24 protein-coding genes are annotated in these 24,629 nt (G+C 70.2%); 15 read left to right on the top strand and 9 right to left on the bottom strand.

Annotation, left to right across the window (positions count from 1 at the left end; all coding sequences use genetic code 11):
* Positions 1-7: 7 nt before the first annotated feature.
* Positions 8-1,039 (bottom strand): LLM class flavin-dependent oxidoreductase, encoded by a 1,032-nt coding sequence (locus tag JSX79_RS06425; RefSeq protein ID WP_267484136.1) that lies wholly within the window; start codon positions 1,037-1,039, stop codon positions 8-10.
* 56 nt (positions 1,040-1,095) lie between these two features.
* Between JSX79_RS06425 and JSX79_RS06420 the strand changes: the two genes are divergently transcribed.
* Positions 1,096-1,428: a TraR/DksA C4-type zinc finger protein gene (locus JSX79_RS06420; RefSeq protein WP_229085516.1), complete on the top strand. Its 333-nt coding sequence runs from the start codon at positions 1,096-1,098 to the stop codon at positions 1,426-1,428.
* Between the two features lie 130 nt (positions 1,429-1,558).
* Entirely contained in the window at positions 1,559-2,002 is a 444-nt protein-coding gene (locus JSX79_RS06415) for a TIGR02611 family protein (RefSeq protein ID WP_070417903.1), read from the top strand.
* Between the two features lie 18 nt (positions 2,003-2,020).
* Here JSX79_RS06415 and JSX79_RS06410 read toward each other — a convergent pair whose 3' ends face one another.
* A complete protein-coding gene (locus JSX79_RS06410; protein ID WP_229085515.1) occupies positions 2,021-3,277 on the bottom strand; it encodes an MFS transporter in 1,257 nt (418 codons plus the stop codon).
* Between the two features lie 111 nt (positions 3,278-3,388).
* Here JSX79_RS06410 and JSX79_RS06405 point away from each other — a divergent pair, with 111 nt between their 5' ends.
* Positions 3,389-3,763 (top strand): helix-turn-helix transcriptional regulator, encoded by a 375-nt coding sequence (locus JSX79_RS06405; protein WP_070417905.1) that lies wholly within the window; start codon positions 3,389-3,391, stop codon positions 3,761-3,763.
* On the top strand, positions 3,760-5,436 hold the full coding sequence (locus JSX79_RS06400) for a methyltransferase (RefSeq protein ID WP_374474976.1): 1,677 nt from the start codon (positions 3,760-3,762) through the stop codon (positions 5,434-5,436). The genes JSX79_RS06405 and JSX79_RS06400 overlap by 4 nt, the downstream gene beginning before the upstream one ends.
* A gap of 3 nt (positions 5,437-5,439) precedes the next feature.
* On the opposite strand, the gene JSX79_RS06395 is transcribed toward JSX79_RS06400, so the two are convergent.
* Together JSX79_RS06395 and JSX79_RS06390 are read right to left on the bottom strand one after the other, a co-directional pair.
* Positions 5,440-6,303 (bottom strand): NAD(P)-dependent oxidoreductase, encoded by an 864-nt coding sequence (locus JSX79_RS06395; protein ID WP_070419385.1) that lies wholly within the window; start codon positions 6,301-6,303, stop codon positions 5,440-5,442.
* A gap of 103 nt (positions 6,304-6,406) precedes the next feature.
* Entirely contained in the window at positions 6,407-6,997 is a 591-nt protein-coding gene (locus tag JSX79_RS06390) for a TetR/AcrR family transcriptional regulator (protein WP_229085514.1), read from the bottom strand.
* 133 nt (positions 6,998-7,130) lie between these two features.
* Here JSX79_RS06390 and JSX79_RS06385 point away from each other — a divergent pair, with 133 nt between their 5' ends.
* Positions 7,131-8,399: an MFS transporter gene (locus JSX79_RS06385; RefSeq protein WP_229085513.1), complete on the top strand. Its 1,269-nt coding sequence runs from the start codon at positions 7,131-7,133 to the stop codon at positions 8,397-8,399.
* 46 nt (positions 8,400-8,445) lie between these two features.
* A complete protein-coding gene (locus JSX79_RS06380; protein WP_229085512.1) occupies positions 8,446-10,905 on the top strand; it encodes a glycoside hydrolase family 3 protein in 2,460 nt (819 codons plus the stop codon).
* A gap of 420 nt (positions 10,906-11,325) precedes the next feature.
* On the opposite strand, the gene JSX79_RS06375 is transcribed toward JSX79_RS06380, so the two are convergent.
* On the bottom strand, positions 11,326-12,342 hold the full coding sequence (locus JSX79_RS06375; RefSeq protein ID WP_229085511.1) for an LLM class flavin-dependent oxidoreductase: 1,017 nt from the start codon (positions 12,340-12,342) through the stop codon (positions 11,326-11,328).
* 120 nt (positions 12,343-12,462) lie between these two features.
* On the opposite strand from JSX79_RS06375, the gene JSX79_RS06370 reads away from it, so the two are divergent.
* Together JSX79_RS06370 and JSX79_RS06365 are read left to right on the top strand one after the other, a co-directional pair.
* Positions 12,463-15,060 (top strand): RNA helicase, encoded by a 2,598-nt coding sequence (locus JSX79_RS06370; protein WP_229085510.1) that lies wholly within the window; start codon positions 12,463-12,465, stop codon positions 15,058-15,060.
* Between the two features lie 5 nt (positions 15,061-15,065).
* Positions 15,066-15,623: an N-acetyltransferase gene (locus JSX79_RS06365; RefSeq protein WP_229085509.1), complete on the top strand. Its 558-nt coding sequence runs from the start codon at positions 15,066-15,068 to the stop codon at positions 15,621-15,623.
* A gap of 3 nt (positions 15,624-15,626) precedes the next feature.
* Here JSX79_RS06365 and JSX79_RS06360 read toward each other — a convergent pair whose 3' ends face one another.
* Positions 15,627-16,148 (bottom strand): ribonuclease H, encoded by a 522-nt coding sequence (locus tag JSX79_RS06360; protein ID WP_229085508.1) that lies wholly within the window; start codon positions 16,146-16,148, stop codon positions 15,627-15,629.
* A gap of 63 nt (positions 16,149-16,211) precedes the next feature.
* A complete protein-coding gene (locus JSX79_RS06355) occupies positions 16,212-17,039 on the bottom strand; it encodes a hypothetical protein (protein ID WP_229085507.1) in 828 nt (275 codons plus the stop codon).
* A 203-nt stretch (positions 17,040-17,242) separates the two neighbouring features.
* Here JSX79_RS06355 and JSX79_RS06350 point away from each other — a divergent pair, with 203 nt between their 5' ends.
* The 3 genes from JSX79_RS06350 to JSX79_RS06340 are packed head-to-tail and all read left to right on the top strand — an operon-like array spanning position 17,243 to position 18,083.
* Complete coding sequence (locus JSX79_RS06350; RefSeq protein WP_229085506.1) at positions 17,243-17,581, top strand: hypothetical protein; 339 nt, start codon at positions 17,243-17,245, stop codon at positions 17,579-17,581.
* A gap of 47 nt (positions 17,582-17,628) precedes the next feature.
* The gene (locus tag JSX79_RS06345; protein ID WP_022908468.1) at positions 17,629-17,865 is read left to right on the top strand and encodes a hypothetical protein; all 237 of its coding nucleotides are present in this window, start codon (positions 17,629-17,631) and stop codon (positions 17,863-17,865) included.
* Complete coding sequence (locus tag JSX79_RS06340; protein WP_229085505.1) at positions 17,862-18,083, top strand: hypothetical protein; 222 nt, start codon at positions 17,862-17,864, stop codon at positions 18,081-18,083. The genes JSX79_RS06345 and JSX79_RS06340 overlap by 4 nt, the downstream gene beginning before the upstream one ends.
* Positions 18,084-18,088: 5 nt before the next feature.
* Here the strand turns inward: JSX79_RS06340 and JSX79_RS06335 are convergent, their stop codons facing one another.
* Together JSX79_RS06335 and JSX79_RS06330 are read right to left on the bottom strand one after the other, a co-directional pair.
* The gene (locus JSX79_RS06335) at positions 18,089-18,907 is read right to left on the bottom strand and encodes an aldo/keto reductase (RefSeq protein ID WP_229085504.1); all 819 of its coding nucleotides are present in this window, start codon (positions 18,905-18,907) and stop codon (positions 18,089-18,091) included.
* 122 nt (positions 18,908-19,029) lie between these two features.
* Entirely contained in the window at positions 19,030-20,235 is a 1,206-nt protein-coding gene (locus tag JSX79_RS06330) for an MFS transporter (RefSeq protein ID WP_229085503.1), read from the bottom strand.
* Between the two features lie 369 nt (positions 20,236-20,604).
* Here JSX79_RS06330 and nrdH point away from each other — a divergent pair, with 369 nt between their 5' ends.
* The 4 genes from nrdH to nrdF all read left to right on the top strand — a co-directional run bounded on the left by nrdH (position 20,605) and on the right by nrdF (position 24,582).
* Entirely contained in the window at positions 20,605-20,838 is a 234-nt protein-coding gene (gene nrdH / locus JSX79_RS06325; protein ID WP_022904483.1) for a glutaredoxin-like protein NrdH, read from the top strand.
* 108 nt (positions 20,839-20,946) lie between these two features.
* On the top strand, positions 20,947-21,363 hold the full coding sequence (gene nrdI, locus JSX79_RS06320; protein WP_022906556.1) for a class Ib ribonucleoside-diphosphate reductase assembly flavoprotein NrdI: 417 nt from the start codon (positions 20,947-20,949) through the stop codon (positions 21,361-21,363).
* A 17-nt stretch (positions 21,364-21,380) separates the two neighbouring features.
* Positions 21,381-23,486 (top strand): class 1b ribonucleoside-diphosphate reductase subunit alpha, encoded by a 2,106-nt coding sequence (gene nrdE / locus JSX79_RS06315; protein ID WP_229085502.1) that lies wholly within the window; start codon positions 21,381-21,383, stop codon positions 23,484-23,486.
* Between the two features lie 94 nt (positions 23,487-23,580).
* Positions 23,581-24,582 carry a class 1b ribonucleoside-diphosphate reductase subunit beta gene (gene nrdF, locus JSX79_RS06310; RefSeq protein WP_229085501.1) on the top strand — a complete coding sequence of 334 codons (1,002 nt, stop codon included), beginning with the start codon at positions 23,581-23,583 and terminating at the stop codon, positions 24,580-24,582.
* Positions 24,583-24,629 lie beyond the last annotated feature (47 nt).

Here is a 24,629-nt window from a genome sequence, read left to right as displayed (position 1 = left end):
CCGCCCGTCACGCCGGGACGGGCGCCGCGTCCACCTCGCGCATGACGTCCTTCACCGAGGCGAGCAGCCGGGCGTTGAACTCGACGCCGAGCTGGTTCGGCACCGTGACGAGCACGGTGTCGGCAGCCCGCACGGCCTGGTCCGCCGCGAGCTCGGCCACCAGGTCCTCCGGGGATCCGATGTACGACCGGCCGAACCGTGCGAGCCCGCCGTCGAGGTGCCCGACCTGGTCCTGGCCCTCGACCTGTGCCCGGACACCGAAGTAGTGCCGCGACTCGTCGTCGATGATCGGGATGATGCTGCGGGACACCGAGACCCGAGGGGTCCGCTCCCAGCCGGACTCGGCCCAGACCCGACGGAAGCGTTCGATCTGCTCGGCCTGGAGCTCGTCGAACGGCACACCGGTGTCCTCGGTGAGCAGGGTCGACGACATGAGGTTCATGCCTTGCTCGGCCGTCCACTCCGCGGTCGCCCGGGTGCCGGCGCCCCACCAGATGCGGTCGCCGAGCGAGTCGGAGAGCGGCGAGATCGGCAGGGACCCGACCGAGCCGGTCATCTGCGGGTTCGCGTTCGCCATCGGTTCACCGGCGATCGCCCGCCGGAACACCGACGTGTGCGCGCGGGCCATGTCCCCGCCGTTCTCGTCGGACGCGTCCGGCACGTAGCCGAACTGCTGGTAACCGGCGAGGGCGGTCTCGGGTGAGCCCCGGGAAACTCCGAGCTGCAGCCGACCACCGGAGATGAGGTCGGTCGCGGCCGCCTCCTCCGCCATGTACAGCGGGTTCTCGTAGCGCATGTCGATGACGCCGGTCCCGATCTCGATGCGGCTGGTCTTCGCTGCGATCGCGGAGAGCAACGGGAAGGGCGCCGCCTGCTGGGGTGCGAAGTGGTGGACGCGGAAGTACGCGCCGTCGACGCCCGCCTCCTCGGCGGCGACCGCGAGGTCGATCGCCTGGACCAGGGCCTCACGACCGCTGCGCACCTTCGACCCCGGCACGTCGCGCCAGTGTCCGAACGACAGGAACCCGATCTTCGTCATGTCGATACGAACGCATCCGACGGCACCGTCATTCCGGGCCGACTAGGGTGTCCGGCATGGACGACCCTCGCCAGGCACTGGTCGCGGAGCGGGCGCGCAACGAGCGCCTCCTCGCGGACGTCGAGCGGAGCATGCGGGACGTCAGCGACGCCCGGCAGGACGCCAACTCCGACGACGAGCACGACCCCGAGGGCGCGACCCTCGCCTGGGAGCGCGGCTCGCTCGGCGCCGTGCGGGACGACGCCCGCGAGCGGATCCGGTTGGTGGACGCCGCGCTCGCGCGGCTCGACGCCGGGACCTACGGCCGCTGTGCGGTCGGTGGGGAACCGATCCCGGGGGCGCGCCTCGCCGCCGTCCCGTGGGCCGCGACGTGCGTGGCGCACGCGTGACGCGCCTCCTGGCCCGCACCGTCTGACGGGAGGCGCGGGTCGGCCCCGCCACGCGCCTCCCGTCACGGACGCACCGCACGTCCACCGCGCGCGCCGCGGTTTCCCAGCCGCGCGCCCTACATTGCGGCACATGGAAGGCGACCCGAACGACCGGACCGACGCGGTCGAACGTGCCGAGACGCCGCACCGGCGGTTCCAGTGGTTCCACGACGTCCGCGCCTGGATCCACGCGCGTCCCCACCTGCACCTCTTCTACAAGGTGCTCGTCGGGATCGTCGGCGGGCTCGTCGTCGTGATCGGGCTGATCCTCGTGCCGCTGCCCGGGCCGGGGTGGCTGGTGGTGTTCATCGGGCTGACGATCCTCGCGAGCGAGTTCCACTTCTTCCACCGGATCATCACGTGGCTCCGTGCCCAGCTGCACCGCTTCTGGGACTGGGCGAAGGCGCACGGGCCGCAGTGGCTCCGGAACGCCGCCGACCGCGGCAAGGCGGACGTCGACGCGGCGCACACCGGTGCTGCCCGGACGGTCGGGGTGCGCGGGCGCGGCGCGAAGCGGGCGCGGCCCGGGCACTGAGCCGCGCGCCGGTCGCGCCTACTCGGCGGGGGACACCCGGACCGAGCCGGTGCAGGTGCGCTCGAGCACCTCGGCGGCCTGCTCCTCGACGGCGGCGGCGTCCCGCGACACGAGCTGCAGCACGAGGGCGACGACCGCGGCGAGGACGATGAACGCCCCGTACCCGGCGATGACCGGCACGAGCCCGACGGTCGGCTCGAGCAGCCCTCCGACGACGGCCGGCACGCCGAACGCCAGATAGCTCACGACGTAGATCGTGGAGAGCAGCCCCGCCCGGTGCGTCGGCGCCGCGGTGGCGAGCAGCATCCGCAGCGGTGCCTGGAACCCGGCGCCGAAGCCCACGCCTGCGATCGCACTGCCCACGACGAGGCCGGGCAGGGAGTGCGCCATCACGAACGCCACCGTGACGATCGGTCCGAGCACGAGGGCGACCAGGCCGATCAGGACCGCACGACGGGCGTCCATCCGCTGCGTCGCGAGGCCGGTCAGCGCGCCGACCCCGGTGACGACGGCGATCAGGGCACCGGCGGCGAAGTGGTTCGTGATGCCGAATACCGCGCCGAGCGCCGAGGGGACGAGCGACAGGAACATCCCGCCGAGGGCCCAGCTCGCGATGAGCGATCCGGCGACGCTGCGGAACAGTCGCCGCGAGGACCGGGGCACGCTGATCCGGGGGGCCAGGGAGCGGAGGGCGCCCGGTCGCGGGGTGACCCGCTCGGGGACGACGACGAGTGCGATCACCATGAGGACGAGCAGCGCGCCGAAGAGCAGGTACACGAGCTGCTCGGGCGCGGGACCCCACTGCACGAGGGCGCCGCTCGACATGGCACCGGTCGCGAGGGCGATCGGCGGGATGACGCCGTTCAGCACCCCGGCGAGGGTGGGGAAGCGCTCGAGCGAGTTGTCGATGAGCGCCGCTCCGAGGGCGCCGATGAGCAGCCCGACGGAGACGCCCTGCACGATGCGGTCCACGATCAGGGCGCCGACACCGTCCGCGACCGCGAAGAGCCCGAGGGACAGCGCGACGCCGAGGCCGCCGACGACGAGCACGGGCTTGCGGCCGACGTGGTCGGACAGGCGCCCGGCGACGAGCAGGCTGGCCAGCAGCCCCGCGACGTAGATGGCGAACACGCCGGTGAGCATGAGCGGGGTGAGGTGCCACTCCGCGGCGTACACGGGGTAGATCGGCGAGGGGACCGCCGACGAGGCGACGGACACGAGGAGCATCGCCGCGAGGATCCAGAACCCGGCGACCGAGCGAGCTGACTGCGCCATGTGCGCCACCTTCCGTTGCGAGCGGGACAGTACGAAGAGAGTCGTACAGTATCGAGTCGTGCTGTACGACGCAAGTCGTACTACGAGCGGAACGGTGGTAGCGTCCCGTCCATGCCCGCGACCGTGGATGCTCCCGAACACCTGCCGCAGCCGACCGTGGCCGAGATGGACCTGCCGGTCGTGATGGACGCCCTGAGCGACCCGATCCGGCTCGCGATCCTGCACCGTTACCTCGTCGACGCCGCCGGTGGCATCCGCAGCTGCGGCTGGGTCGGCATCGACCGGCCGAAGTCCACGCTGACCCACCACTTCCGCGTCCTGCGCGAGGCCGGGCTCCTCGAGCAGCACCAGGAGGGGCTCACCCGGTCGAGCCGCGTCCGCATCGAGGACGTCGAGCAGCGGTTCCCCGGGCTCCTCGACCTCGTGTTCGCGTGGGAGGTCCCCGCGGCCCTCATGCGCACGGACCTCGCCGAGGGCGCCGCGTGAACGCCGCCGCCTCCGCCGACTTCGCCGCGTCCGCCCGGACCCCGCACACGCTCCCGACGATCGGCGCCGAGGCCGCCGTCACCGACGCGCTGCGCCAAGACCTGACCGACGCCGGGTTCACGGTCGAGCGGGTGGACGCCCTGTGGGGTGCCGAGGCCGCCGCGTCGCTCCACCGCGGTTCGCGCGTCGCAGCGCTCCGGGCGCTCGCCGCCCGCGACACGACACCGCTCGGCACCCTCGCGACGCTCTTCGTGCTCGGGCTCCCGGTCCGCCGGGCCGACGCTGACGCAGCGTTCCCGTCCGCCGGCGTGCAGTCCGTCGAAGCGAGCGGTCTGGTCCGCGTCGACGCCGACGCCGACTCCGTCGTTCCCACCGTGGACCTCCGCCCCTACGCCTTCGTCGACGACCTCGGCGCCGGCAGCTGGTGGATCGTCTCGGACCTCGGCGAACTCGCACTCGGCACGGCTCTCGGTGAGGAGCACGTCCTCGGCATCGGCGGTGCCACCACGACGCTCTCCGGCCTGCAGGTCCCCGTACCCGTCCGCCGCGTGCTCGACCTCGGCACCGGCTGCGGCATCCAGGCGATGCACGCCCGACGCTTCGCCGACGAGGTCGTCGCCACCGACATCTCGCGCCGGGCCCTCGACATCGCCCGGTTCAACGCGCAGCTCAACGGCATCGACGGCATCGAGTTCCGCTTCGGCTCCCTGTTCGACCCGGTCGCGGGGGAGCGCTTCGACCGCATCGTCTCGAACCCGCCGTTCGTCATCACACCACGCAGCGAGGGCGTCCCCGCCTACGAGTACCGCGACGGCGGCATGGTCGGCGACGCCCTCGTCGAGACCGTCCTGACCGGGCTCGGCGACCACCTCGAACCCGGCGGGACCGCGCAGTTGCTCGGCAACTGGGAGTACCACTGGGGCACGGACGGCCTCGACCGCGTGCGGTCCTGGTTCGAGCGGGCCGACTCCGACGGGCTCGGGCTCGACGCCTGGGTCATCGAGCGGGAACGGCAGGACCCCACCGCCTACGCCGAGACGTGGATCCGGGACGGCGGGACGAAGCCCGGGACGCCCGAGTTCGACCGGCTGGTCGGCGCCTGGCTGGACGACTTCGCCGACCGTCGGGTGACCGGCGTCGGCTTCGGGTACGTCGTGGTCCGGAAGCCCCAGCCGGGGCCCACGCGGGCCGGTTCCGACGCGTCGCGGAGCCTGCGGAGCGACGTGGCGGCCGAGCCCGTGGGGAGAGGCGCGGCGCACCTCCGCCGCTTCGAGCGCGTCCCCGAGACGCTCGGCTCCAACCCCGCGGGTCTCGGCGCGACGGTGGCGCGGGTCCTCGACGCGGCCGCGTGGCTCGCCGCGCACGACGACGTCGCGCTCGCCGCCGCCCACCTCGCGGTCGCCGGCGACGTCACCGAGGAGCGCTTCTACTGGCCGGGCAACGACGACCCGACCGTGATGACGCTCGTGCAGGGTGGCGGACTCGGACGCCGCGTGGACGCCGACACCGCGCTCGCCGCGTTCGTCGGGGCCTGCGACGGGGAGCTGTCGGTGGCGGCGATCGTCGGCGCCCTCGCGCAGATCACCGGGGTGGACGAGCAGGTGCTCGCCGCCGACCTGCTGCCGGCGGCGCGCGACCTGGTGCTCGACGGCCTGCTCGTCCCGGCCGCCTGACGATCAGGCGCGGTGGTCGCGCCAGCTGTGCTCGGGGGCGTAGCCCAGCAGCTCGCGGGCCTTCTCCGACGAGAGCAGCGAGCTGACGCCGTCGATGTCCGCGCGGCGCTCGATGTCCGGCACGTAGCGCTCGACGAGCTCGATCGTCGGGGTGTCCATGACGGTGTCCGGGCTCGCGATCACGAACGCCTCGAACCCGGTGAGCTCGGCCTCGAGGGCCTTGCGCACGGCCTGGGCGCCGTCGCGGGAGTCGATGTACGACCAGAGGTTGAACGTCTTCGCCTCGGGGGTGGCGTCCCAGGGGAACGCGGGGTAGTCGGTCTCGTCCATCACGTTCGAGAACCGCAGACCGATCATCTTCAGCTCCGGGTCCCAGCGGGTGAAGTGGCGGGCCATCTCCTCCTCCACGGCCTTGCCGAGCGAGTACGACGACTGCGGGCGCACCGCGAACTCCTCGTCCACGGGCAGGTACGGCGGGTGGTGCTCACCCATCGGGATGCCGAGCAGGGTCTCGCTCGACGCCCACACCAGGTTCTTGATCTTCGCGGCACGAGCGGCGTGGAAGACGTTGATCGACGACGTCACGTTGTTCGTGATGAGCGCGACGTCGGGGACCTGCCCCGGAGCGGGGACCGCGGCGAGGTGCACCACGGCGTCGACGTGGTCGTACCGGTCGTCGACGCCGAGCAGGACGTTCAGCACCTGGCCGTGGTCGGTGAGGTCGGTGCGGACGAACTGCACCCGTTCGGGCTTGTCGGGGAAGGGCACGCGGTCGACCAGGACCACGTCGTACCCGTGCGCATCGAGGTCGCGGACCACCGCTCGCCCGAGCTTCCCACTGCCGCCGGTCACCACTACACGCGTCATCGCGTCACTCCACATCGTCGTCGGGTCGCCCTCGCGGGCTGGCTCCATCCTGCCCGGCGCGACCTGACCCGACCAGGCCCTGTCCGTACCCCGTTGCCCGGGGTCAGGCGGTGGGGGCGACCTGGGCGATCGCGAGCCGTGCGACGAGCTCGACGTGTTGCGCCATGTCGCGCGACGGGTCGAACAGCCACTGGATCTGCATGCCGTCCGAGACCGCGAGCAGCACGCTCGTCAGTTCCTCGACGTCGACGTCGACGCGGAGTCGTCCGTCCTCCTGCATGGCGCGGAAGTCGGCGGACAGGTCGCGGCGGCTGCGCTCGTAGCGCTCGCGGAAGTACTCGTGCGCCGGGTGCTCCGGGTCGGTCGCGGCCGCGGCGGAGAGGTTGACGAACATCTGCACGAGGCCGGGGACCTCGGCGTTGTGCCGCACGATCGCGGCGAGCAGCGCTGCCGGGTCCGGGGCGTGCCAGTCGTGCTGCAGGTCGATCTCGTCGCGGCGCCGCAGGATCTCGACCCAGAGCTCGTCCTTCGAGTCGAAGTAGTGCAGCAACCCGGCCTGCGTCAGCCCCACGGCATCGGCGATGTCCTTGATGCTCGTGCGGCGGAAGCCCTGCGACGCGACGAGGTCGAGCGCCGTCGTGAGGATCTCCTCGCGCTTCGCGATGCCCTTCGCGTACGAACCCCGTCGTGCCATGGCAGGACTGTACCGCTCTCGGCGACCGCCCAGAAAACCTAGCCCCGGTTGGTTTTGGTGTTACGGTGGCACGAGCCGCCGACGAAGGCGTGCGAGTCGCCGACGCAGGCGGCGTCCCCGAGAAGAGGTTGCAGTGGCCAACGATGCCCTGACCGTCAACGACACCCCGACCGCCGTCGCCCCCACGCGCGGCCGGGGGAATCCGCTCATGTACACGCTCGGCATGCCGATCGCGATGCTCGGCCTGTACATCGCGCTGCTGCCGCCGGTGCTCGTCGCCATGGCGCTGAAGGTCGCCGAGATCGCGCCGGACAACCAGGCGGGCGTACTCGGCCTGGCACTCGGTGTGGGCGCGTTCGCCGCGATGGTCGCCAACCCCCTTGCCGGTCGCTTCAGCGATCGGACTGCCGGGAGGCTCGGCATGCGTCGTCCGTGGATCATCGGTGGCACCGTGGTCGGCTTCGCGGGCCTCGTGGTCGTCGCGACGACCACCTCGACCGTCGTGCTGGTCCTCGCGTGGGGCGTCACGCAGATCGCCTACAACGCCACGATCGCGGCGCTGACCGCCGTCATGCCGGACCACGTCACGCGGTCCCAGCGCGGCCGGGTCGCGGCGCTGCTCGGGCTCTCCCAGAACCTCGCGCTCGTCGGCGGCACGTTCCTCGTGCAGCTCTTCTCGACCTCGGCGACGCAGATGATCATCCCCGGCGCGATCGGGTCGATCGTCGTCGTGCTCTACGCGCTCGTGTTCCGCGACCGCGTGCTCACCAACCGGCCGACGTCGAAGCTCAGCGTCGGGCAGGTCTTCGGGTCGTTCGTGTTCAACCCGGTGAAGCACCCCGACCTCGGCTGGGCCTGGCTGACCCGCTTCCTCATGGTCGCCGCGCAGTACACCGCGGTGAGCTACCTGACCTACTTCCTGCGCGACGACATCGGCGTCGAGTCCGAGCACGTCGCGAACGCGGTGTTCCAGGGCACGCTGTGGAACGTCGTGGGGATCGTCCTCACGTCGCTCGTCGCCGGGTGGCTGTCCGACAGGCTCGGCCGCCGCAAGCTCTTCGTCGCCGTGGCCGGTGTCGTCGGCGTGGTGGGCCTCGTGCTCATCGCCCTCGCGCCGTCGCTCGGCATGGTGCTCGTCGGGGAGTTCGTGATGGGCGCCGGCATGGGTGTCTTCTACGCCGTCGACCTCGCCCTCATCACCGACGTGCTCCCCTCCGACGAGGACAACGCGAAGGACCTCGGCGTGGTGAACATCGCGCAGGCCCTGCCGCAGTCGATCGTCCCCGCCTCCGCCCCCGGCGTGATCGCCCTCACCGGCGGGTACAGCGGCTTCTTCATCACCGGCGCCGTCGTCGGACTGCTCGGCATCGCCTCGGTGTCCCGCATCCGCGGCGTGCGCTGACCACCTGTTCTGGCTCTGAACGAAAGGACCGACCACCGTGACTACCGTGGACGACGTGACCACTGCCTCCAGTACGGCCGAGCGCATCGAGGCGCTCGTCGGCCAGCTGACCACCGACGAGAAGGTGCAGCTCCTGACCGGGCGCGACTTCTGGACCACCTGGCCGATCGAGAAGATCGGGCTGCGCCGCATCCTCATGTCGGACGGCCCGTCGGGCGTCCGCGGTGAGGTCTGGGACGAGCGTGACCCGTCGCTGAACCTGCCGTCCGCGACGGCGCTGAGCGCGTCGTGGGACCGCGCGATCGCGAAGCGCTACGGCGCCGCAGCGGCCGTCGAGGCCCGCCGCAAGGGCGTCGACGTCGTCCTCGGCCCGACCATCAACCTGCACCGCTCCCCCCTCGGCGGCCGGCACTTCGAGGCGTTCAGCGAGGACCCGGTGCTCACCGGCGACCTGGCGGCGTCGTACGTCGAGGGCGTGCAGGAGAACGGCGTCGCCGCGACCCCGAAGCACTACATCGCGAACGACTACGAGACCGACCGCTTCACCGCGTCGACCGAGGTCTCCGACCGTGCCCTGCGGGAGCTGTACCTGCTCGCGTTCGAGAAGGCCGTGACCGAGGCGCACGCCTGGGCGATCATGTCGTCGTACAACTCGATCAACGGCGTCACCGCCTCCGAGAACGAGCTGCTCGAGACGCCGCTGAACTCCGAGTGGGGCTTCGACGGCATCGTCGTCTCCGACTGGACCGGTGTCCGCTCGGTCGACTCGGCGAAGGCGTCCCAGGACGTCGCGATGCCCGGGCCGAACCAGTGGTGGAGCGAGGGGCCGCTGCTCGCCGCCGTGCAGTCCGGCGACGTGCCGATCGAGGCGATCGACCGCAAGGTCCGCCGCATCCTCACCCTCGCCGCCCGCGTGGGCGCACTCGAGGGCTTCGAGCCCGTGGCCGCGCAGCCCGTGCACGTCGAGGACGGCGTCGCGTTCGTCCGCGAGGCCGAGGCCGAGGGCACCGTCCTCGTCCGCAACACCGGCGTGCTGCCGCTCGACGCGCCCGCCGTCTCCCGCATCGCCGTCATCGGCCACAACGCCGACCAGGCCCGCACGCAGGGCGGCGGCTCGGCCACGGTCGTGCCGTCGCAGGTCGTCTCGCCGCTCGACGGGATCCGTTCGGCGTTCCCGGGTGCCACGGTGGACTACGCGATCGGTGCCGTCGTGCAGGAGGGCATCGCGGAGTTCCCGCTGTCCACCATCACCAACCCCGGCACCGGCGAGCCCGGCGCCCGCGTCGCGTTCGTGCGCGACGGGACCGAGCTGTACGTCGAGGACCGCCGTGCCACCGCGCTGTTCTGGTTCGGCGGCGACGCCCCCACGCGCGAGGCCGACCGGCTCGACATCACCACGACCTACACCGCGCCGTCCACCGGCACGGTCCGGATCGGCATCGGTGCAGCGGGCCGCTCGCGCATGTGGATCGACGGCGAGCTCGTGCTCGACGAGGACGTCCCCTTCGAGGGCGACCAGCTCGGCGCCGCGTTCCTCAACCCGCCGGCACGCTCGGTGCCCGTGTCGGTGACGGCCGGCCAGGACCTCGCGATCCGCATCGAGTACGACGTCATCCAGGACGAGACCCTCGGCGGCGTGCTCGCGTACCAGTTCGGCACCGAGCCGAGCGACGAGGACCCGTCGGTGTTGATCGACGCGGCCGTGGCCGCCGCACGTGGCGCCGACGTCGCCGTGGTGGTCGTCGGCACGAACTCGAAGGTCGAGTCCGAGGGGTACGACCGCTCGTCGCTCGCGCTCCCCGGTCACCAGGACGACCTGGTCCGCGCGGTCGCCGCGGCGAACCCGAACACCGTGGTCGTCGTGAACGCCGGCTCGCCGGTCGAGATGCCGTGGCGGAACGACGTCGCCGCGGTCCTGCTCACGTGGTTCGGCGGACAGGAGTACGGCAACGCGCTCGCCGACGTCCTCACCGGTGCTCGCGAGCCGGGCGGCCGTCTGCCCACCACCTGGCCGGTCGCGATGGCGGACGTGCCCGTGCTGGACGTCACCCCGGTCGACGGCAAGGTGTCCTACGACGAGGGCGTGCACATCGGCTACCGGGCCTGGCTCCGCGCGGGCACCGAGCCGGCGTACCCGTTCGGTCACGGACTCGGCTACACGACCTGGACGATCGACGGCGTCACCGCGACGCCGACCGTCCGCGAGGGCGACGCGGTCATCGTCACCGCGACCGTCGCGAACACGGGCGACCGGGCCGGCAAGCACGTCGTGCAGGTCTACGCCTCGCGGGAGTCCTCGGCGGTCGACCGTCCGGTCCGCTGGCTCGTCGGCTTCGCGCCCGTGCGGCTCGACGCGGGGGAGTCCACCGAGGTCTCGATCGAGGTGCCGGCCCGGGCGTTCGCGCACTGGGACGGTGCGTGGGCCCACGAGTCCGGCACCTTCACGCTGCACGTCGGCGCATCGGTGTCGGACGAATCCGGCACCGTGACGATCCAATCCGCGTGAAGTCGTCCGGTTTCCGCGCTGACGCCGTGATCATTCAGTAACATCGATCTGCGCCAGGCGGCTGGTTACCGTCGGCGCGCGCACCGAGAACTGGGTCGCCATGCGTGCGACACGGTCTCCTGATCCGGCCGATGGAGCCCTGGTGGCCCTGGTGCGTCCAGAATGCGTCCCCGCGTCCGCGCGGGGGCGCATTCGCTTGTCCGGGGCAGGTGCCAACCGGTTGACTTCCGCCAGCCTGGGAGAAACCAGTGAACGAACGTCACTTTTTCGGTCCACGAACCGCAATCCGGTGTGACAAACCACTCGGTAGGTGGAACGATGGGTGCACCATCCCGTGCGGATCAGGGACGAGATGGTCATCCGGCCGGGCTCCCGGGGAGCCTCACCACCACCTGGTGCGGGCCCGCCGGATGCCCTGCATCACCGGGCTCGGACGGCCGGTGCGACGTCCTCGGCGACGATGCGCAGGATCCGCTCGTGCGACGCGGCGTCACCGTTCGCGGGCAGGGTGATCACGAGTTCGTCGGTCGACCGCACGGCCGGGTCGGCGAGCAGCGCGTCGACGATGGCCGACGGCTCGCCGGAGACGACCTTGCTGAAGCGGAACGGCGGGTTCCCCGAGAGCGGGCGCCCCTCGTCGTCCATGCCGCTCGCGTACCCGGTGAGGAACTCCTCGTGCACGGCACGGTCGTGGTCGTCGAGCAGCGGGACCACGATCCGGCCGACGGCGACCTTCGGGGTGCGGTCGGGGTGCAGCTGGGCGAAGCGCTCGCGGTACGCGGCGATCTGGTCCGCCTGCGCCTCGGCGAACGGCGCACCGGTGTCCTCGGTGTTCAGGGTCGAACAGTGCAGCAGCAGGCCCTTCTCGGCCGTCCGCACCGCGGTGCCCATGCTGCCGCCGCCCCACCACACGCGGTCGCGGAGTCCGGGGCTGAGGGGCTGCAGCGTCAGGTCGGCGTCGGCCGGGATGCTCTCGTAGCCCTTGCCAGCGGTGCCGAGCGGCTCGCCCTGCAGCACCTCGAGCAGGCGGGACGCGCGCGCCTCGGCCTCGTCGCGGAAGCTGCGGTCGGACGCGCCGAACACCGGGTCGAGGATGGGGCCGTAGCCCGCGATGCCGGTCGAGATGCCGAGCTGCACGCGGCCGTCGCTGAGGAGGTCGACCGTGCTGGCGTCCTCGGCGAGGCGGATCGGGTCCTCGTAGCGCATGCCGAGGACCGCGGTGCCGAAGCCGATCGTGCTGGTGCGCTGGGCGGCGGCCGCGAAGAAGGTCATCGGGCTGGTCAGGAACGGCTCGAAGTGGCGGCCCCGGACCCACCCGGTGCCGTACCCGAGCGACTCGGCGGTCTCGAAGAGCCGCAGGCCGTCCTCGAGGGCAGCGGCGGCGCCGGCCGTGCCGCCGTGGTTCGGGACGAAGGAGAGGAAGCCGAGTTCGCGCACGGCGTGAGTCTATGCGCGCGTATCGAGCCGCGCCTCCCGTCGCGTCTGACGGACGGGAGGCGCGGGTCGGCGCCGCCCCGCGCCTCCCGTCCGTCACCATGCACCTGGGAGGATGGTCCCATGACCGACGTCACCACCCAGCCCCCGCTCGTCGCCGCCCTGCCGGCGGCGGTCGACGGTGTCGTCGACCCGGACGCCGTGTACGAGGCGTTCGCGGCCTGGGCGGCCGAGGGCGGGCGCCCGCTCTACCCGGCGCAGGACGAAGCCGTGATCGAGCTCGTCTCCGGCGCCAACGTCGTGCTCTCGACGCCCACCGGAACCGGCAAGTCACTCGTCGCCGCGGGTGCGCACTTCGCCGCGCTCGCCGAGGGCAAGCGGAGCTACTACACGGCGCCGATCAAGGCACTCGTCTCCGAGAAGTTCTTCCAGCTCGTCGAGCTGTTCGGTGCCCAGAACGTCGGCATGGTCACGGGCGACTCGAGCGTCAACGCCGATGCCCCGATCGTGTGCTGCACGGCGGAGATCCTCGCGAACCTCGCGCTCCGGCAGGGTCCGGACGCCGACGTCGACGTCGTCGTGATGGACGAGTTCCACTACTACGGCGACCCCGACCGCGGATGGGCGTGGCAGGTGCCGCTGCTCGTCCTCGAACGGGCGCAGTTCCTGCTCATGTCCGCGACGCTCGGCGACGTCACGACCATCGCGGACGACCTCTCGCGCCGGACCGGACGGCCGACCGCGCGGGTCACCGGGGTCTCGCGTCCGGTGCCGCTCGAGTACGAGTACGTGATGACGCCCGTGCAGGAGACGGTCGAACGGCTGCTCGAAGAGGGCAAGGCGCCGATCTACATCGTCCACTTCGCCCAGGCCGCCGCACTCGAACGGGCGCAGGCGCTCATGTCGGCGCGCGTCGCGTCACGCGAACGCCGAGACCAGATCGCCGAGGCCATCGCCGGGTTCCGCTTCAGCGCCGGGTTCGGGCAGACCCTGTCCCGACTCATCCGGGCGGGCATCGGCGTCCACCACGCCGGCATGCTGCCGAAGTACCGACGGCTCGTCGAGCAGCTCGCCCAGCGCGGGCTCTTGCCGGTGATCTGCGGCACCGACACCCTCGGCGTCGGCATCAACGTGCCGATCCGCTCGGTGCTGCTCACCGGGCTGACGAAGTTCGACGGCACGAAGATGCGACAGCTGTCCGCTCGTGAGTTCCACCAGATCGCCGGTCGTGCCGGTCGTGCCGGGTACGACACCGAGGGCGACGTCGTCGCCGAGGCGCCGGAGCACGACATCGAGAACGCCCGGGCGGTCGCGAAGGCCGGCGACGACCCGAAGAAGAAGAACAAGATCAAGCGGAAGAAGGCGCCGGACGGCTTCGTGTCGTGGGGCCAGGCGTCGTTCGAGCGGCTCATCGCGGCCGAGCCCGAGCCGATGGTCTCGCGGATGCGGATCACGCATGCGATGGTGCTCTCCGTCGTCGCGCGCGGCGGTTCGGCGTTCGAGTCCGTCCGGTCGCTCGTCTTCGACAACCACGAGCCCCGGTCGCGGCAGCTCGCGATGGCCCGGCGGGCACTGACCATCGCGCGGACGCTCATCAACGCGCGCGTGATCGAGAAGGTCGACGGAGAGTACCGGCTGACCGTCGACATCGCGCCGAACTTCGCGCTCAACCAGCCGCTCTCGCCGTTCGCGCTCGCGGCGTTCGAGCTGCTCGATCCTTCGTCTCCCAGCTACGCGCTCGACATGGTCTCGATCGTCGAGGCCACCCTCGACGACCCGCGCGCGATCCTCTCGCAGCAGCAGTTCAAGGAGCGCGGCGAGGCCGTCGCCCGGATGAAGCAGGAGGGCATCGAGTACGACGAGCGGATGGAGCTGCTCGAGGAGGTCACGTGGCCCCGCCCGCTGGCCGAGCTGTTGGAGGCGGCGTACGAGGCCTACGCTGCCGAGCAGCCGTGGGTCCTCGACTTCGCGCTCTCGCCCAAGGCCGTCGTGCGCGACATGTACGAGCGGGCGATGACCTTCGGCGACTTCGTGCGGTTCTACCAGCTCACCCGCTCCGAGGGGCTCGTGCTCCGGTACCTGTCCGACGCGTACCGGACGACGCGGCAGACGATCGCCGACGAGCAGCGCACCCCGGAGCTCGACGACCTGATCGAGTGGCTCGGCGAGGTCGTCAAGCAGACCGACTCCTCGCTCGTCGACGAGTGGGAGGCGCTGCTGAACGGTGACGTCCTGCTCGCGTCGGAGGAACACGAGGAGATCGCGCCGCCGCAGCCCTCGCGGCTCACCGGGAACCCGCGGGCGTTCCGGGTGCTCGTGCGCAACGCCCTGTTCCAGCGGGTGCTGCTCGCCGCCGCCGACGACGTCGCCGGACTCGCGGCGCTGGACGGAGCGGCGGGCTTCGGCGAGGACGCGTGGGACGCCGTGCTCGAGGAGTACTACGAGGCGCACGACGAGATCGGGACGGGTGCCGACGCCCGGTCCATGCAGTACCTGGTGCTCGACGAGGCCGGGGCCACCGGGGTGTCCGGGGCGGCGGGCGTGTCCGGCTCAGCGCGCGTCTGGCGTGCGCGGCAGATCTTCGCCGACCCCGCCGGCGACAAGGACTTCGGGTTCTCCGCCACGATCGACCTCGACGCGTCGGACGAAGCGGGCGAGGCCGTGGTGCGGGTCACCGAGATCGGGCGCTTCGACGGCTGGTCGGACGTGGACGTCGACTGATGTCGGTGGTGCGCGAGCTCGGCGGCTCCTCGGCCGACGGTGACGTCGCCGCGCTGCAGGACCTGCTCGAGTCGGTGCCGGACTACGCCTTGCGGATCACCGGGTACCCGCCGGGGCCGTCCGACGGGCTGAGCGCGCTGCTGTCGGTGCCGGACGGGTTCGATCCCGCGGGGAAGGTCGGGCTCGGGCTGTGGGAGGGGGAGCGGCTCGTGGCGTTCGCGGACGTGCTGCTCGGGTACCCGTCGCCCGCCGTCGCGTACATCGGGCTGCTGGTCGTCCGAGGGGGCGAGCAGGGTCGGGGGCTCGGGCGGGCGATGCACGACGCGGTCGTCGGGCGGGTCCGGGCGGCGTCGGGGCGCTCGGCCGTGGGCCGCTCGGGCGTGGAGCGCTCGGGCGTGGAGCGTTTGCGTGTGGAGCGCTTGCGCCTCGGGATCGTCGCGTCGAACGCGTCGGTGGCGGAGCCGTTCTGGCGGGCGCTCGGGTACGAGCCGACGGGGGAGGAGAAGCCGTACCGGTACGACCACCTCGTCAGCACGGTCGCGCTCTGGGAGCGGCCGCTCTGACGGTCAGAACAGGGTCGCGGGCGGGGTCGCCTCGGGCAGCGCGGCCGGCTCGGTGACCTCGACCCCGGGCCACCCCGGCCCGTGCGGCACCTCGGTGCCCTGCTGGTAGGCGGTCGCGGCACCACGGGCGCGGACGTCCGCAGCCTCGTTCATCTCGTGCCCGACGTGGCCACGGACCCACTCGAACGTGACCTTTCGGCCCTGCAGCTCGGCGTCGAGCTCCTTGATGATCTCGACGTTCAGCACGGGCTTGCCGTCGGCCTTCCGCCAGCTCTTCCGCTTCCAGCCCGCGAGCCACTCGGTGCACGCCTTGATCGCGTACTGGCTGTCGCAGAGGATGTGCAGCGGCTCGCCGGTGTCCTTCGTGGCGCGGAGCAGCTGGAGGACGGCGGTCAGCTCGCCCTGGTTGTTCGTGGCGTTCGGCCACCCACCTGCGGCCCAGCGGTCGTCATCGACGTACCAGGCCCAGCCGGCCGGGCCGGGGTTGCCGAGGGCTGAGCCGTCTGCTGCGGCGACGATCGTCACGGTGGGACCTCCTGCGTGTGGCGAGTGCTGGTCAACCGTAACGGACCGGCCTGACCCCCGGCGTCAGCGGTTCGCGGGGGAGATGTTGAGGGTGGCGTCCTCGTTGAGCCACTTGTCGCCGCGGAGCTCGAGGTAGGGGTTCATCCACTCGAACTGCGCCGGGGTGACGCCGAAGCGCTTCGACACCGTGGTGAGGTCGTCGCCGTGCGACACCATGTACCAGGTGGGCGTGCCGTCGACGTCCCTCACGTACCCGTACGCCCCCGGGCGGGCCTTCCCCACGGTGACGCGAAGGTCGGGGTAGGGGTTCGGGATCTTCCACGTCAGCTTGCCGACCGCGAGCACGGAGCCGATCCACGGACGGTCCGCGTCGCTGCTGCCGTCGCCGGACGACATCGGCACCAGGACGGCGCTCGCGAGGTAGTCGGGCCGTGCACCGGCGTCGAGCGTGTACGAATCGGGCGGTCCGGACGCGCGATCCCACTGCACGAACCCACGGGCGACCGCGTCGTAGCCGTCCTGGAACCCGGCGACGCGGTGGCGGAACTGGATCGACATCGGCTGCGGGTTCGTCGTCCGGTAGTCCGAGAGGTGCACCGTGAACACGCCGTCGGCATCGGCGGTGACCCGCACGTGGATCGACGTGTCCCCGGTCTTCGACACGACGTCGGTCTCGGCGGCGACCGTCCCGGCGGGGAGGACCTGCTCGGGGGTGGGGGAGGCGGAGGGCGTCGGTAACTCGGTGGCGTCCGGTCCCTGCACGGCCAGCCGGGTCGGACTCGGCACCGGATCGGGTCCGCTGAACACCGAGCAGCCGGTCAGTCCGATGGCTGCGACCGCCGACAGCAGCACCACCGCAGTCGTCCGTCCCCTCGTCGCCCCTCGTCGCATGATCCCCCTCGTCCACGGCCGGCGTCGGATCTCACCTGGCACGCGGCGATAGTAGCGTGGGGTCGGGCCGCGTCCCGGGCTCGTGACCGGATCGGTACCGATGCTGCGGGATCGAGCGGTCGCCCTCGGGCGGACCACCGGTCGGGTGCGTCGAACGGACTGCCGGGGACGTCGCTCGGGCAGCGAGGCCTACGGTCGGCGCCATGAGCGACAGCATCCCCGACGTCCCGGGCCCCGAGGACTCCGACGACCGCGCACGCACCGACGCCCTGCGCGAGGCCGCACACCACGAGGGCGCGGACGGCGTCAGGGAGCGTGAGCAGCGCGCTGCCGACACCTCGTACAGCCCGTCGAGCGAGCGGGAGACCGAGGCATCGCAGACGTCACAGCGCGATCGTGCCGACCTCGATGCGGACGGCATCGACCCGTCGAGGATCGTCGCCGCGCCGGGCACGGGTGGTGCCGACGACGCGGGCGACGTCGAGCCGGAGCCCGGCGACCTGCACCTGCCGTGGCAGTCCGAGGAGGACCGCCGCGGCTGAGGTTCCGGGGTACGGATCGCCCAGCCCGCCGGCGTAGCGTCCCGCGCATGCCGGTTCCGTGGATGGAGCGCACTGGTCGGACCCCAGGCGGGGTCGTCGGTGCGTGGTTCAACGTCGTCGTCTGTGCGGCGCTCGTCATCGGATTGCCGCTGAGCGTGCTGAGCCGTGGGCACGACCTCGCGCACATCGTCTTCGCGATCGTCCTGACGGCGATCGCGGTCACCCTGGAGGTCGTGTTCGTCCGGAACCTCCGGCAGCAGATCGAGCGGAGGCGGGGGCGGTGACCGGCGCGACCTGGTTCGGCATCGGCGCGGTCGTCGCGGCGCTGTGGGGTGTCACGATCGCGGTGTTCAACCGGTGGGCGCAGTCCATCGGTGGCGATGAGCTCATGAACGGGAGGCCACTCACCCCGCGGTTCGTCCGGGTGATCGGCATCTTCCTCGCAGTCGTGGGGACCGGGATCGCCGTGGCCGCCTTCAGTGGGCTGCTCCCGACCGGCTGAGCGCGTCAGGACACCGAGTCCGGGTGGGACCCCGTGCGCTGCCCCGACTCGAGCGACGCGATCGCCGCGAGGTCGTCGTCGCTCAGCACGAACCCGTCGACGTCGAGGTTCGACCGGATCCGCGACGGCGTCACCGACTTCGGCAGCACCACCACCCCCTGCTGCACGTTCCACCGCACGAGCACCTGCGCCACGCTCACCCCGTGGGCGTCCGCGATGCCGGTGAGCACCGGCTCGTCGATGAGCCGCCCGCGTCCGAGCGGCGACCAGGCCTCGGTCACGATCCCGTGCTGTGCGTGGAACGCCGTGAGGTCGCGCTGCGGGAGCCACGGGTGCCGCTCGACCTGGTTCACCGCCGGGACCTCGTCCGTCTCGTCGATGAGCCGTTCGAGGTGCGGCACCTGGAAGTTCGACACCCCGACGCTGCGCGCGCGCCCCGACTCGCGCAGCTCGACGAGGGCGCGCCAGGTGTCGACGTAGCGGTCGTTCGCCGCGGCCGGCCAGTGGATCAGGTAGAGGTCGACGGTGTCGAGCCCGAGTCGCTCGAGGCTCGCGTCGAACGCCCGCAGGGTCGCGTCGCGCCCCTGGTGGTCGTTCCACACCTTGGTCGTCACGAAGACGTCGTCACGGTCGAGCCCGGAGGCACGGATCGCCTTCCCGACACCGGTCTCGTTGCCGTACATCTCGGCGGTGTCGACGTGCCGGTAGCCGGCGTCGAGCGCGAGACCGACCGCCGTCTCGGCCTCGGTGTCGTCGACCTTGTAGACGCCGAAGCCGATGGCGGGGATCGATGCGCCGTCGCGGAGTGGGACTGAGGTGACCATGCACCCATCCTGCCGATCGTGGCGGGGGTGCGCCGCGCCTCCAGGCTGGGCGTCGCACCACGTCATCGACGTGACACGCGTCGATCGACGCACGGGACGTCGAAACACGCGTGTTTCGCGACCTAGGTGGGGATGTTCACCGGCTCGGTGTCGGGGATGGGGCTCGCGTCGCGACCACGCAGGTCGGGCAGCCAGCGCCTCGTGACGAGCGGCAGGACGACGCCGACCGCGGCCATCACGGCACCGACCATCATCCCGCCGGTCGCCCCCTGGCTGTCGATGAGGAAGCCGGCGACAGCGGAGCCGCCCGCTGCACCGATGAGCTGGCCGGTGCCCATCCAGCCGTAGGCCTCGGCCGTGTCGGAGAACTTCACCGTCGCCGAGACCGAGCCGAACATGACCGCGAGGGCCGGAGCGATGCCCGCGCCGGCGATGACCAGGGCGAGGCAGAGCCACCAGAAGTCCGTGCCGCCCACGGCCAGCGCGAGTCCGACGAACACGATCGACATGCGCGTCCACAGGGTGTTGCGCGAGATCGGCAGGTGGCCCAGCGTGAGGCCGCCGATGAGCGACCCGACCGCGAACACGGCCAGGACGATGCCGGCGTTCGGGCTGCCCTCACCGAAGACGCTCGTGACGCTCGCCTCGACCGCGGCGCACGCCCCGATGAGGAGGAGGCCGGTGAGGGTGGCGACGACGACCGACGGCCGCTTCAGGACGACGCCGAACGCGCGCTTCGACCGCGGGATGCGGACCCGGCCGAGCTCGGGGGAGGCGATGAACCACGTGCCGCCGACCACCAGGAACACCATCGCGACGACGATCGCCTGGACCGTGCCGATCTGCGTCGCGACGAACGTCGTGATGACCGGGCCGGCGACCCAGATGAGTTCCTGCGCGCTCGCGTCGAGGGAGAAGAGGGGCGTGAGCTGCGACGAGGTCACCATCTTGGGGTAGATGGTGCGCACCGCCGGCTGCACGGGCGGGACGGCGAGGCCGCCCAGGAACCCGACGACCACGTAGGCCCACAGCGGCATGACGAAGAACGCGATGACGGCCATGCTCACGAGCGCGACGAGGCTCGTCAGGACGAGCACCGGCCGCATGCCCCAGCTGCCCATCCAGCGGCTGGTGAGCGGACCCGCGATCGCCTGCCCGATGCTCGTGGTCGCGAGCACGAGACCGGCGGCACCGTACGAGTCGAAGACGTGCTCGACGTGCAGCAGGTAGGCCAGCGACAGCATGCCGAAGGGGAACCGTGCGGTGAGCTGCGCGGCGATGACGCGACCCACGCCGGGAGTCTTGAGGAGGGGGCCGTACGTGCTCACGAGACGAGTGTACGGACCGGACGGATCGCCCTGTCACCCGTCCGGGGGAGGTGTGGACGGCGAGCTGCCCGCGACACGCCGACACGCTGATTCCACACATGTGGATCGACGCTGTCCACGGGTGTGGGGAAGTGTCGGTGGTCCGCTGGAGAATGGCGGAATCACGGGCCTCTCCGAGCTGTTCACACTGTGGAGGAGCTTGTGGAGAACTACACGGCTGTAACACTTCCTCTTGTGGTCGGTGACTCCGCCAGCCACTAGATGTAGTGTGGAGGCATCGCAGCGGCCCCTCCCGGAACCTGCTGCACAGCACCCAGAACACGGGGCACGAGTACAACCACCACAGCAACAGCAGAACCAGGGGAGATCATGGCCGTCACCGTCTACACCAAGCCGTCCTGCGTCCAGTGCACCGCGACGTACCGGGCGCTCGACAACAAGGGCATCCAGTACGAAGTGCACGACGTCTCCACCGACGAAGCCGCGCTCGAGCACGTGAAGAGCCTCGGCTACCTGCAGGCGCCCGTCGTCGTCACGGACGACGACCACTGGTCGGGCTTCCGTCCCGACAAGATCGCGACGCTCAGCGCCGAACTCGCGTAGTTCGACCCACGTCCGCGGGTGGTGACCCGAGCTCGTTCAGGAGGCTCGGATCACCACCGCAGGACACCCACGGTCCGTCTGTCCGCACCTTCTCATCGGAGGGGCACCATGAGCCGACTGGTCTACTTCTCGAGCGTGTCCGGGTACACCGCACGCTTCGTCGAGAAGCTCGGCCGTGACGCGGACCGGATCCCGCTCTACCCGAACGACCCGTTCCTCCACGTGGACGAGCCGTACGTGTTGGTGCTGCCCACCTACGGTGGCGGCAACGGGCAGGGAGCGGTCCCCAAGCAGGTCATCAAGTTCCTCAACGACGAACGCAACCGCTCGCTCATCCGCGGTGTGATCGTCGGGGGCAACACGAACTTCGGCGAGGCCTACGGTCTCGCGGGGGACGTCATCGCACGCAAGTGCAACGTCCCCGTCCTCTACAGATTCGAACTCTTCGGGACTCCTGACGACGTGTCAGCGGTCAACACAGGATTGGATGCATTTTGGACGCAGCAGTTGCAGACGTCGATCTGACGTCGCCGCAGACGGGGATGGACTACCACTCCCTCAACGCGATGCTCAACCTCTACGACGCGGACGGGAACATCCAGTTCGACAAGGACCGTGAAGCCGCGAAGCAGTTCTTCCTGCAGCACGTCAACCAGAACACCGTCTTCTTCCACAACCTGAAGGAACGGCTCGACTACCTGGTCGAGAACGAGTACTACGAGCGCGAGACGATCGACATGTACTCGCTGGACTTCATCCAGAAGCTCAACGACCTGGCGTACTCGAAGAAGTTCCGGTTCCAGACGTTCCTCGGTGCGTTCAAGTACTACACGAGCTACACGCTCAAGACGTTCGACGGCAAGCGCTACCTCGAGCGCTTCGAGGACCGCGTCGTGATGACCGCCCTCGGCCTCGCACAGGGCAACGAGCAGCTCGCGATCGACCTCGTCGAGGAGATCATCGCCGGCCGCTTCCAGCCCGCGACCCCGACGTTCCTCAACACCGCGAAGGCCCAGCGCGGCGAGCTCGTCTCCTGCTTCCTCCTCCGCATCGAGGACAACATGGAGTCGATCTCGCGCGGCATCAACTCCTCGCTGCAGCTCTCGAAGCGCGGCGGCGGCGTGGCCCTGCTCCTCTCCAACATCCGCGAGGCCGGCGCCCCGATCAAGCAGATCGAGAACCAGTCCTCGGGCATCATCCCCGTGATGAAGCTGCTGGAAGACTCCTTCTCCTACGCGAACCAGCTCGGTGCGCGTCAGGGTGCCGGCGCGGTCTACCTCAGCGCCCACCACCCGGACATCATGCGGTTCCTCGACACCAAGCGTGAGAACGCCGACGAGAAGATCCGCATCAAGACGCTCTCCCTCGGCGTCGTCGTGCCGGACATCACGTTCGAGCTCGCGAAGAACAACGAGGACATGTACCTCTTCTCGCCGTACGACGTCGAGAAGGTCTACGGCATCCCGTTCGGCGACGTCCCGATCTCCGAGAAGTACCGCGAGATGGTCGACGACTCGCGCATCAAGAAGACGAAGATCAAGGCGCGCGACTTCTTCACCACCATCGCCGAGATCCAGTTCGAGTCGGGCTACCCGTACATCGTGTTCGAGGACACGGTGAACAAGGCCAACCCGATCAAGGGTCGGATCAACATGTCCAACCTGTGCTCGGAAATCCTGCAGGTCAACACCCCGACGACGTTCAACGAGGACCTCTCGTACAACGAGATCGGCAAGGACATCTCCTGCAACCTCGGCTCGCTGAACATCGCGCTGACGATGGACTCGCCGGACTTCGGTCGCACCATCGAGACCGCCATCCGCGGCCTCACCTCGGTGTCGCAGATGTCGCACATCACGTCGGTCCGCTCCGTCGAGGACGGCAACGACAAGTCGCACGCCATCGGCCTCGGCCAGATGAACCTGCACGGCTACCTCGCTCGTGAGCGCGTGTACTACGGCTCCGAAGAGGGCATCGACTTCACGAACATCTACTTCTACACGGTGCTGTTCCACGCCCTTCGTGCGTCGAACAAGATCGCGATCGAGACCGGCGAGACCTTCGACGGGTTCCGCGACTCGAAGTACGCGTCGGGCGAGTTCTTCGACAAGTACACCGACCAGGCGTGGACCCCCGCCACGGCTCGCGTCGCGTCGCTCTTCGACAACGCGAACATCTCGATCCCGACGCAGGACGACTGGAAGGCGCTGAAGGCGTCCATCCAGGAGCACGGCATCTACAACCAGAACCTGCAGGCCGTCCCGCCGACCGGTTCGATCTCGTACATCAACCACTCGACGTCGTCGATCCACCCGATCGCGTCGAAGATCGAGATCCGCAAGGAAGGCAAGCTCGGTCGCGTCTACTACCCGGCGCCGTTCATGACGAACGACAACCTGGACTACTACCAGGACGCGTACGAGATCGGTGCCGAGAAGATCATCGACACGTACGCCGCGGCGACGCAGCACGTGGACCAGGGCCTGTCCCTGACGCTGTTCTTCAAGGACACCGCCACCACGCGTGACATCAACAAGGCGCAGATCTACGCATGGCGCAAGGGCATCAAGACGATCTACTACATCCGTCTCCGCCAGCTCGCGCTCGAGGGCACCGAGGTCGAGGGCTGCGTCAGCTGCATGCTGTAGAGCTGCTGCTCTCTTCCTGGAGGCGCGGGGCGGGCCCCGCCCCGCGCCTCCAGTCCGTCATCAGATCACCATCTCGAATCCGGAAGACAATCCCATGACCCTCACCGACCCGGTCCACGCCACGGGCAAGTCCATCCCGCTGATCAGTGCGGTCAGTGCCATCAACTGGAACCGCATCCAAGACGACAAGGACGTCGAGGTCTGGAACCGGCTGGTCAACAACTTCTGGCTGCCCGAGAAGGTGCCGCTGTCGAACGACGTGCAGTCGTGGAACACGCTGACGCCGGCGGAGCTGCAGCTCACCATGCGGGTCTTCACCGGCTTGACGCTGCTCGACACGATCCAGGGCACCGTCGGCGCGATCAGCCTGATCCCGGACGCGATCACCCCGCACGAAGAAGCCGTCTACACGAACATCGCGTTCATGGAGTCGGTGCACGCGAAGAGCTACTCGTCGATCTTCTCGACGCTCGCCTCGACGCCCGAGATCGACGACGCCTTCCGCTGGTCCACCGAGAACGTGAACCTGCAGAAGAAGGCCCAGATCGTCCTCGACTACTACACCGGTGACGACCCCCTGAAGCGCAAGGTCGCCTCGACGCTGCTCGAGTCGTTCCTGTTCTACTCCGGCTTCTACCTGCCGATGTACTGGTCGTCCCGCGCCAAGCTCACCAACACCGCTGACCTGATCCGCCTGATCATCCGCGACGAAGCCGTCCACGGGTACTACATCGGGTACAAGTTCCAGAAGGGCCTCGAGGGCGCTTCCGAAGAGCGCAAGCAGGAGATCAAGGACTACACGTTCAACCTGCTGTTCGAGCTTTACGAGAACGAGGTGCAGTACACGCAGGACCTCTACGACCAGGTCGGGCTGACCGAGGACGTCAAGAAGTTCCTGCACTACAACGCCAACAAGGCGCTGATGAACCTGGGCTACGAGCCGATGTTCCCCAAGGAGACGACGGACGTGAACCCGGCGATCCTGTCGGCGCTGTCGCCCAACGCGGACGAGAACCACGACTTCTTCTCGGGCTCTGGCTCGTCGTACGTCATCGGCAAGGCGGAGAAGACCGAGGACGAAGACTGGGACTTCTGATGCCTGAATCCCCGCAGGCGGAAGAAGGCGTCGGTTCTGACGGCCCG

Origin of the sequence: Curtobacterium sp. GD1 (assembly GCF_020882855.1) — a bacterium.
GTDB lineage: Bacteria > Actinomycetota > Actinomycetes > Actinomycetales > Microbacteriaceae > Curtobacterium.
The sequence above is the reverse complement of the archived record's forward strand: the minus strand, read 5'-3'. Positions and strand labels throughout refer to the sequence as shown.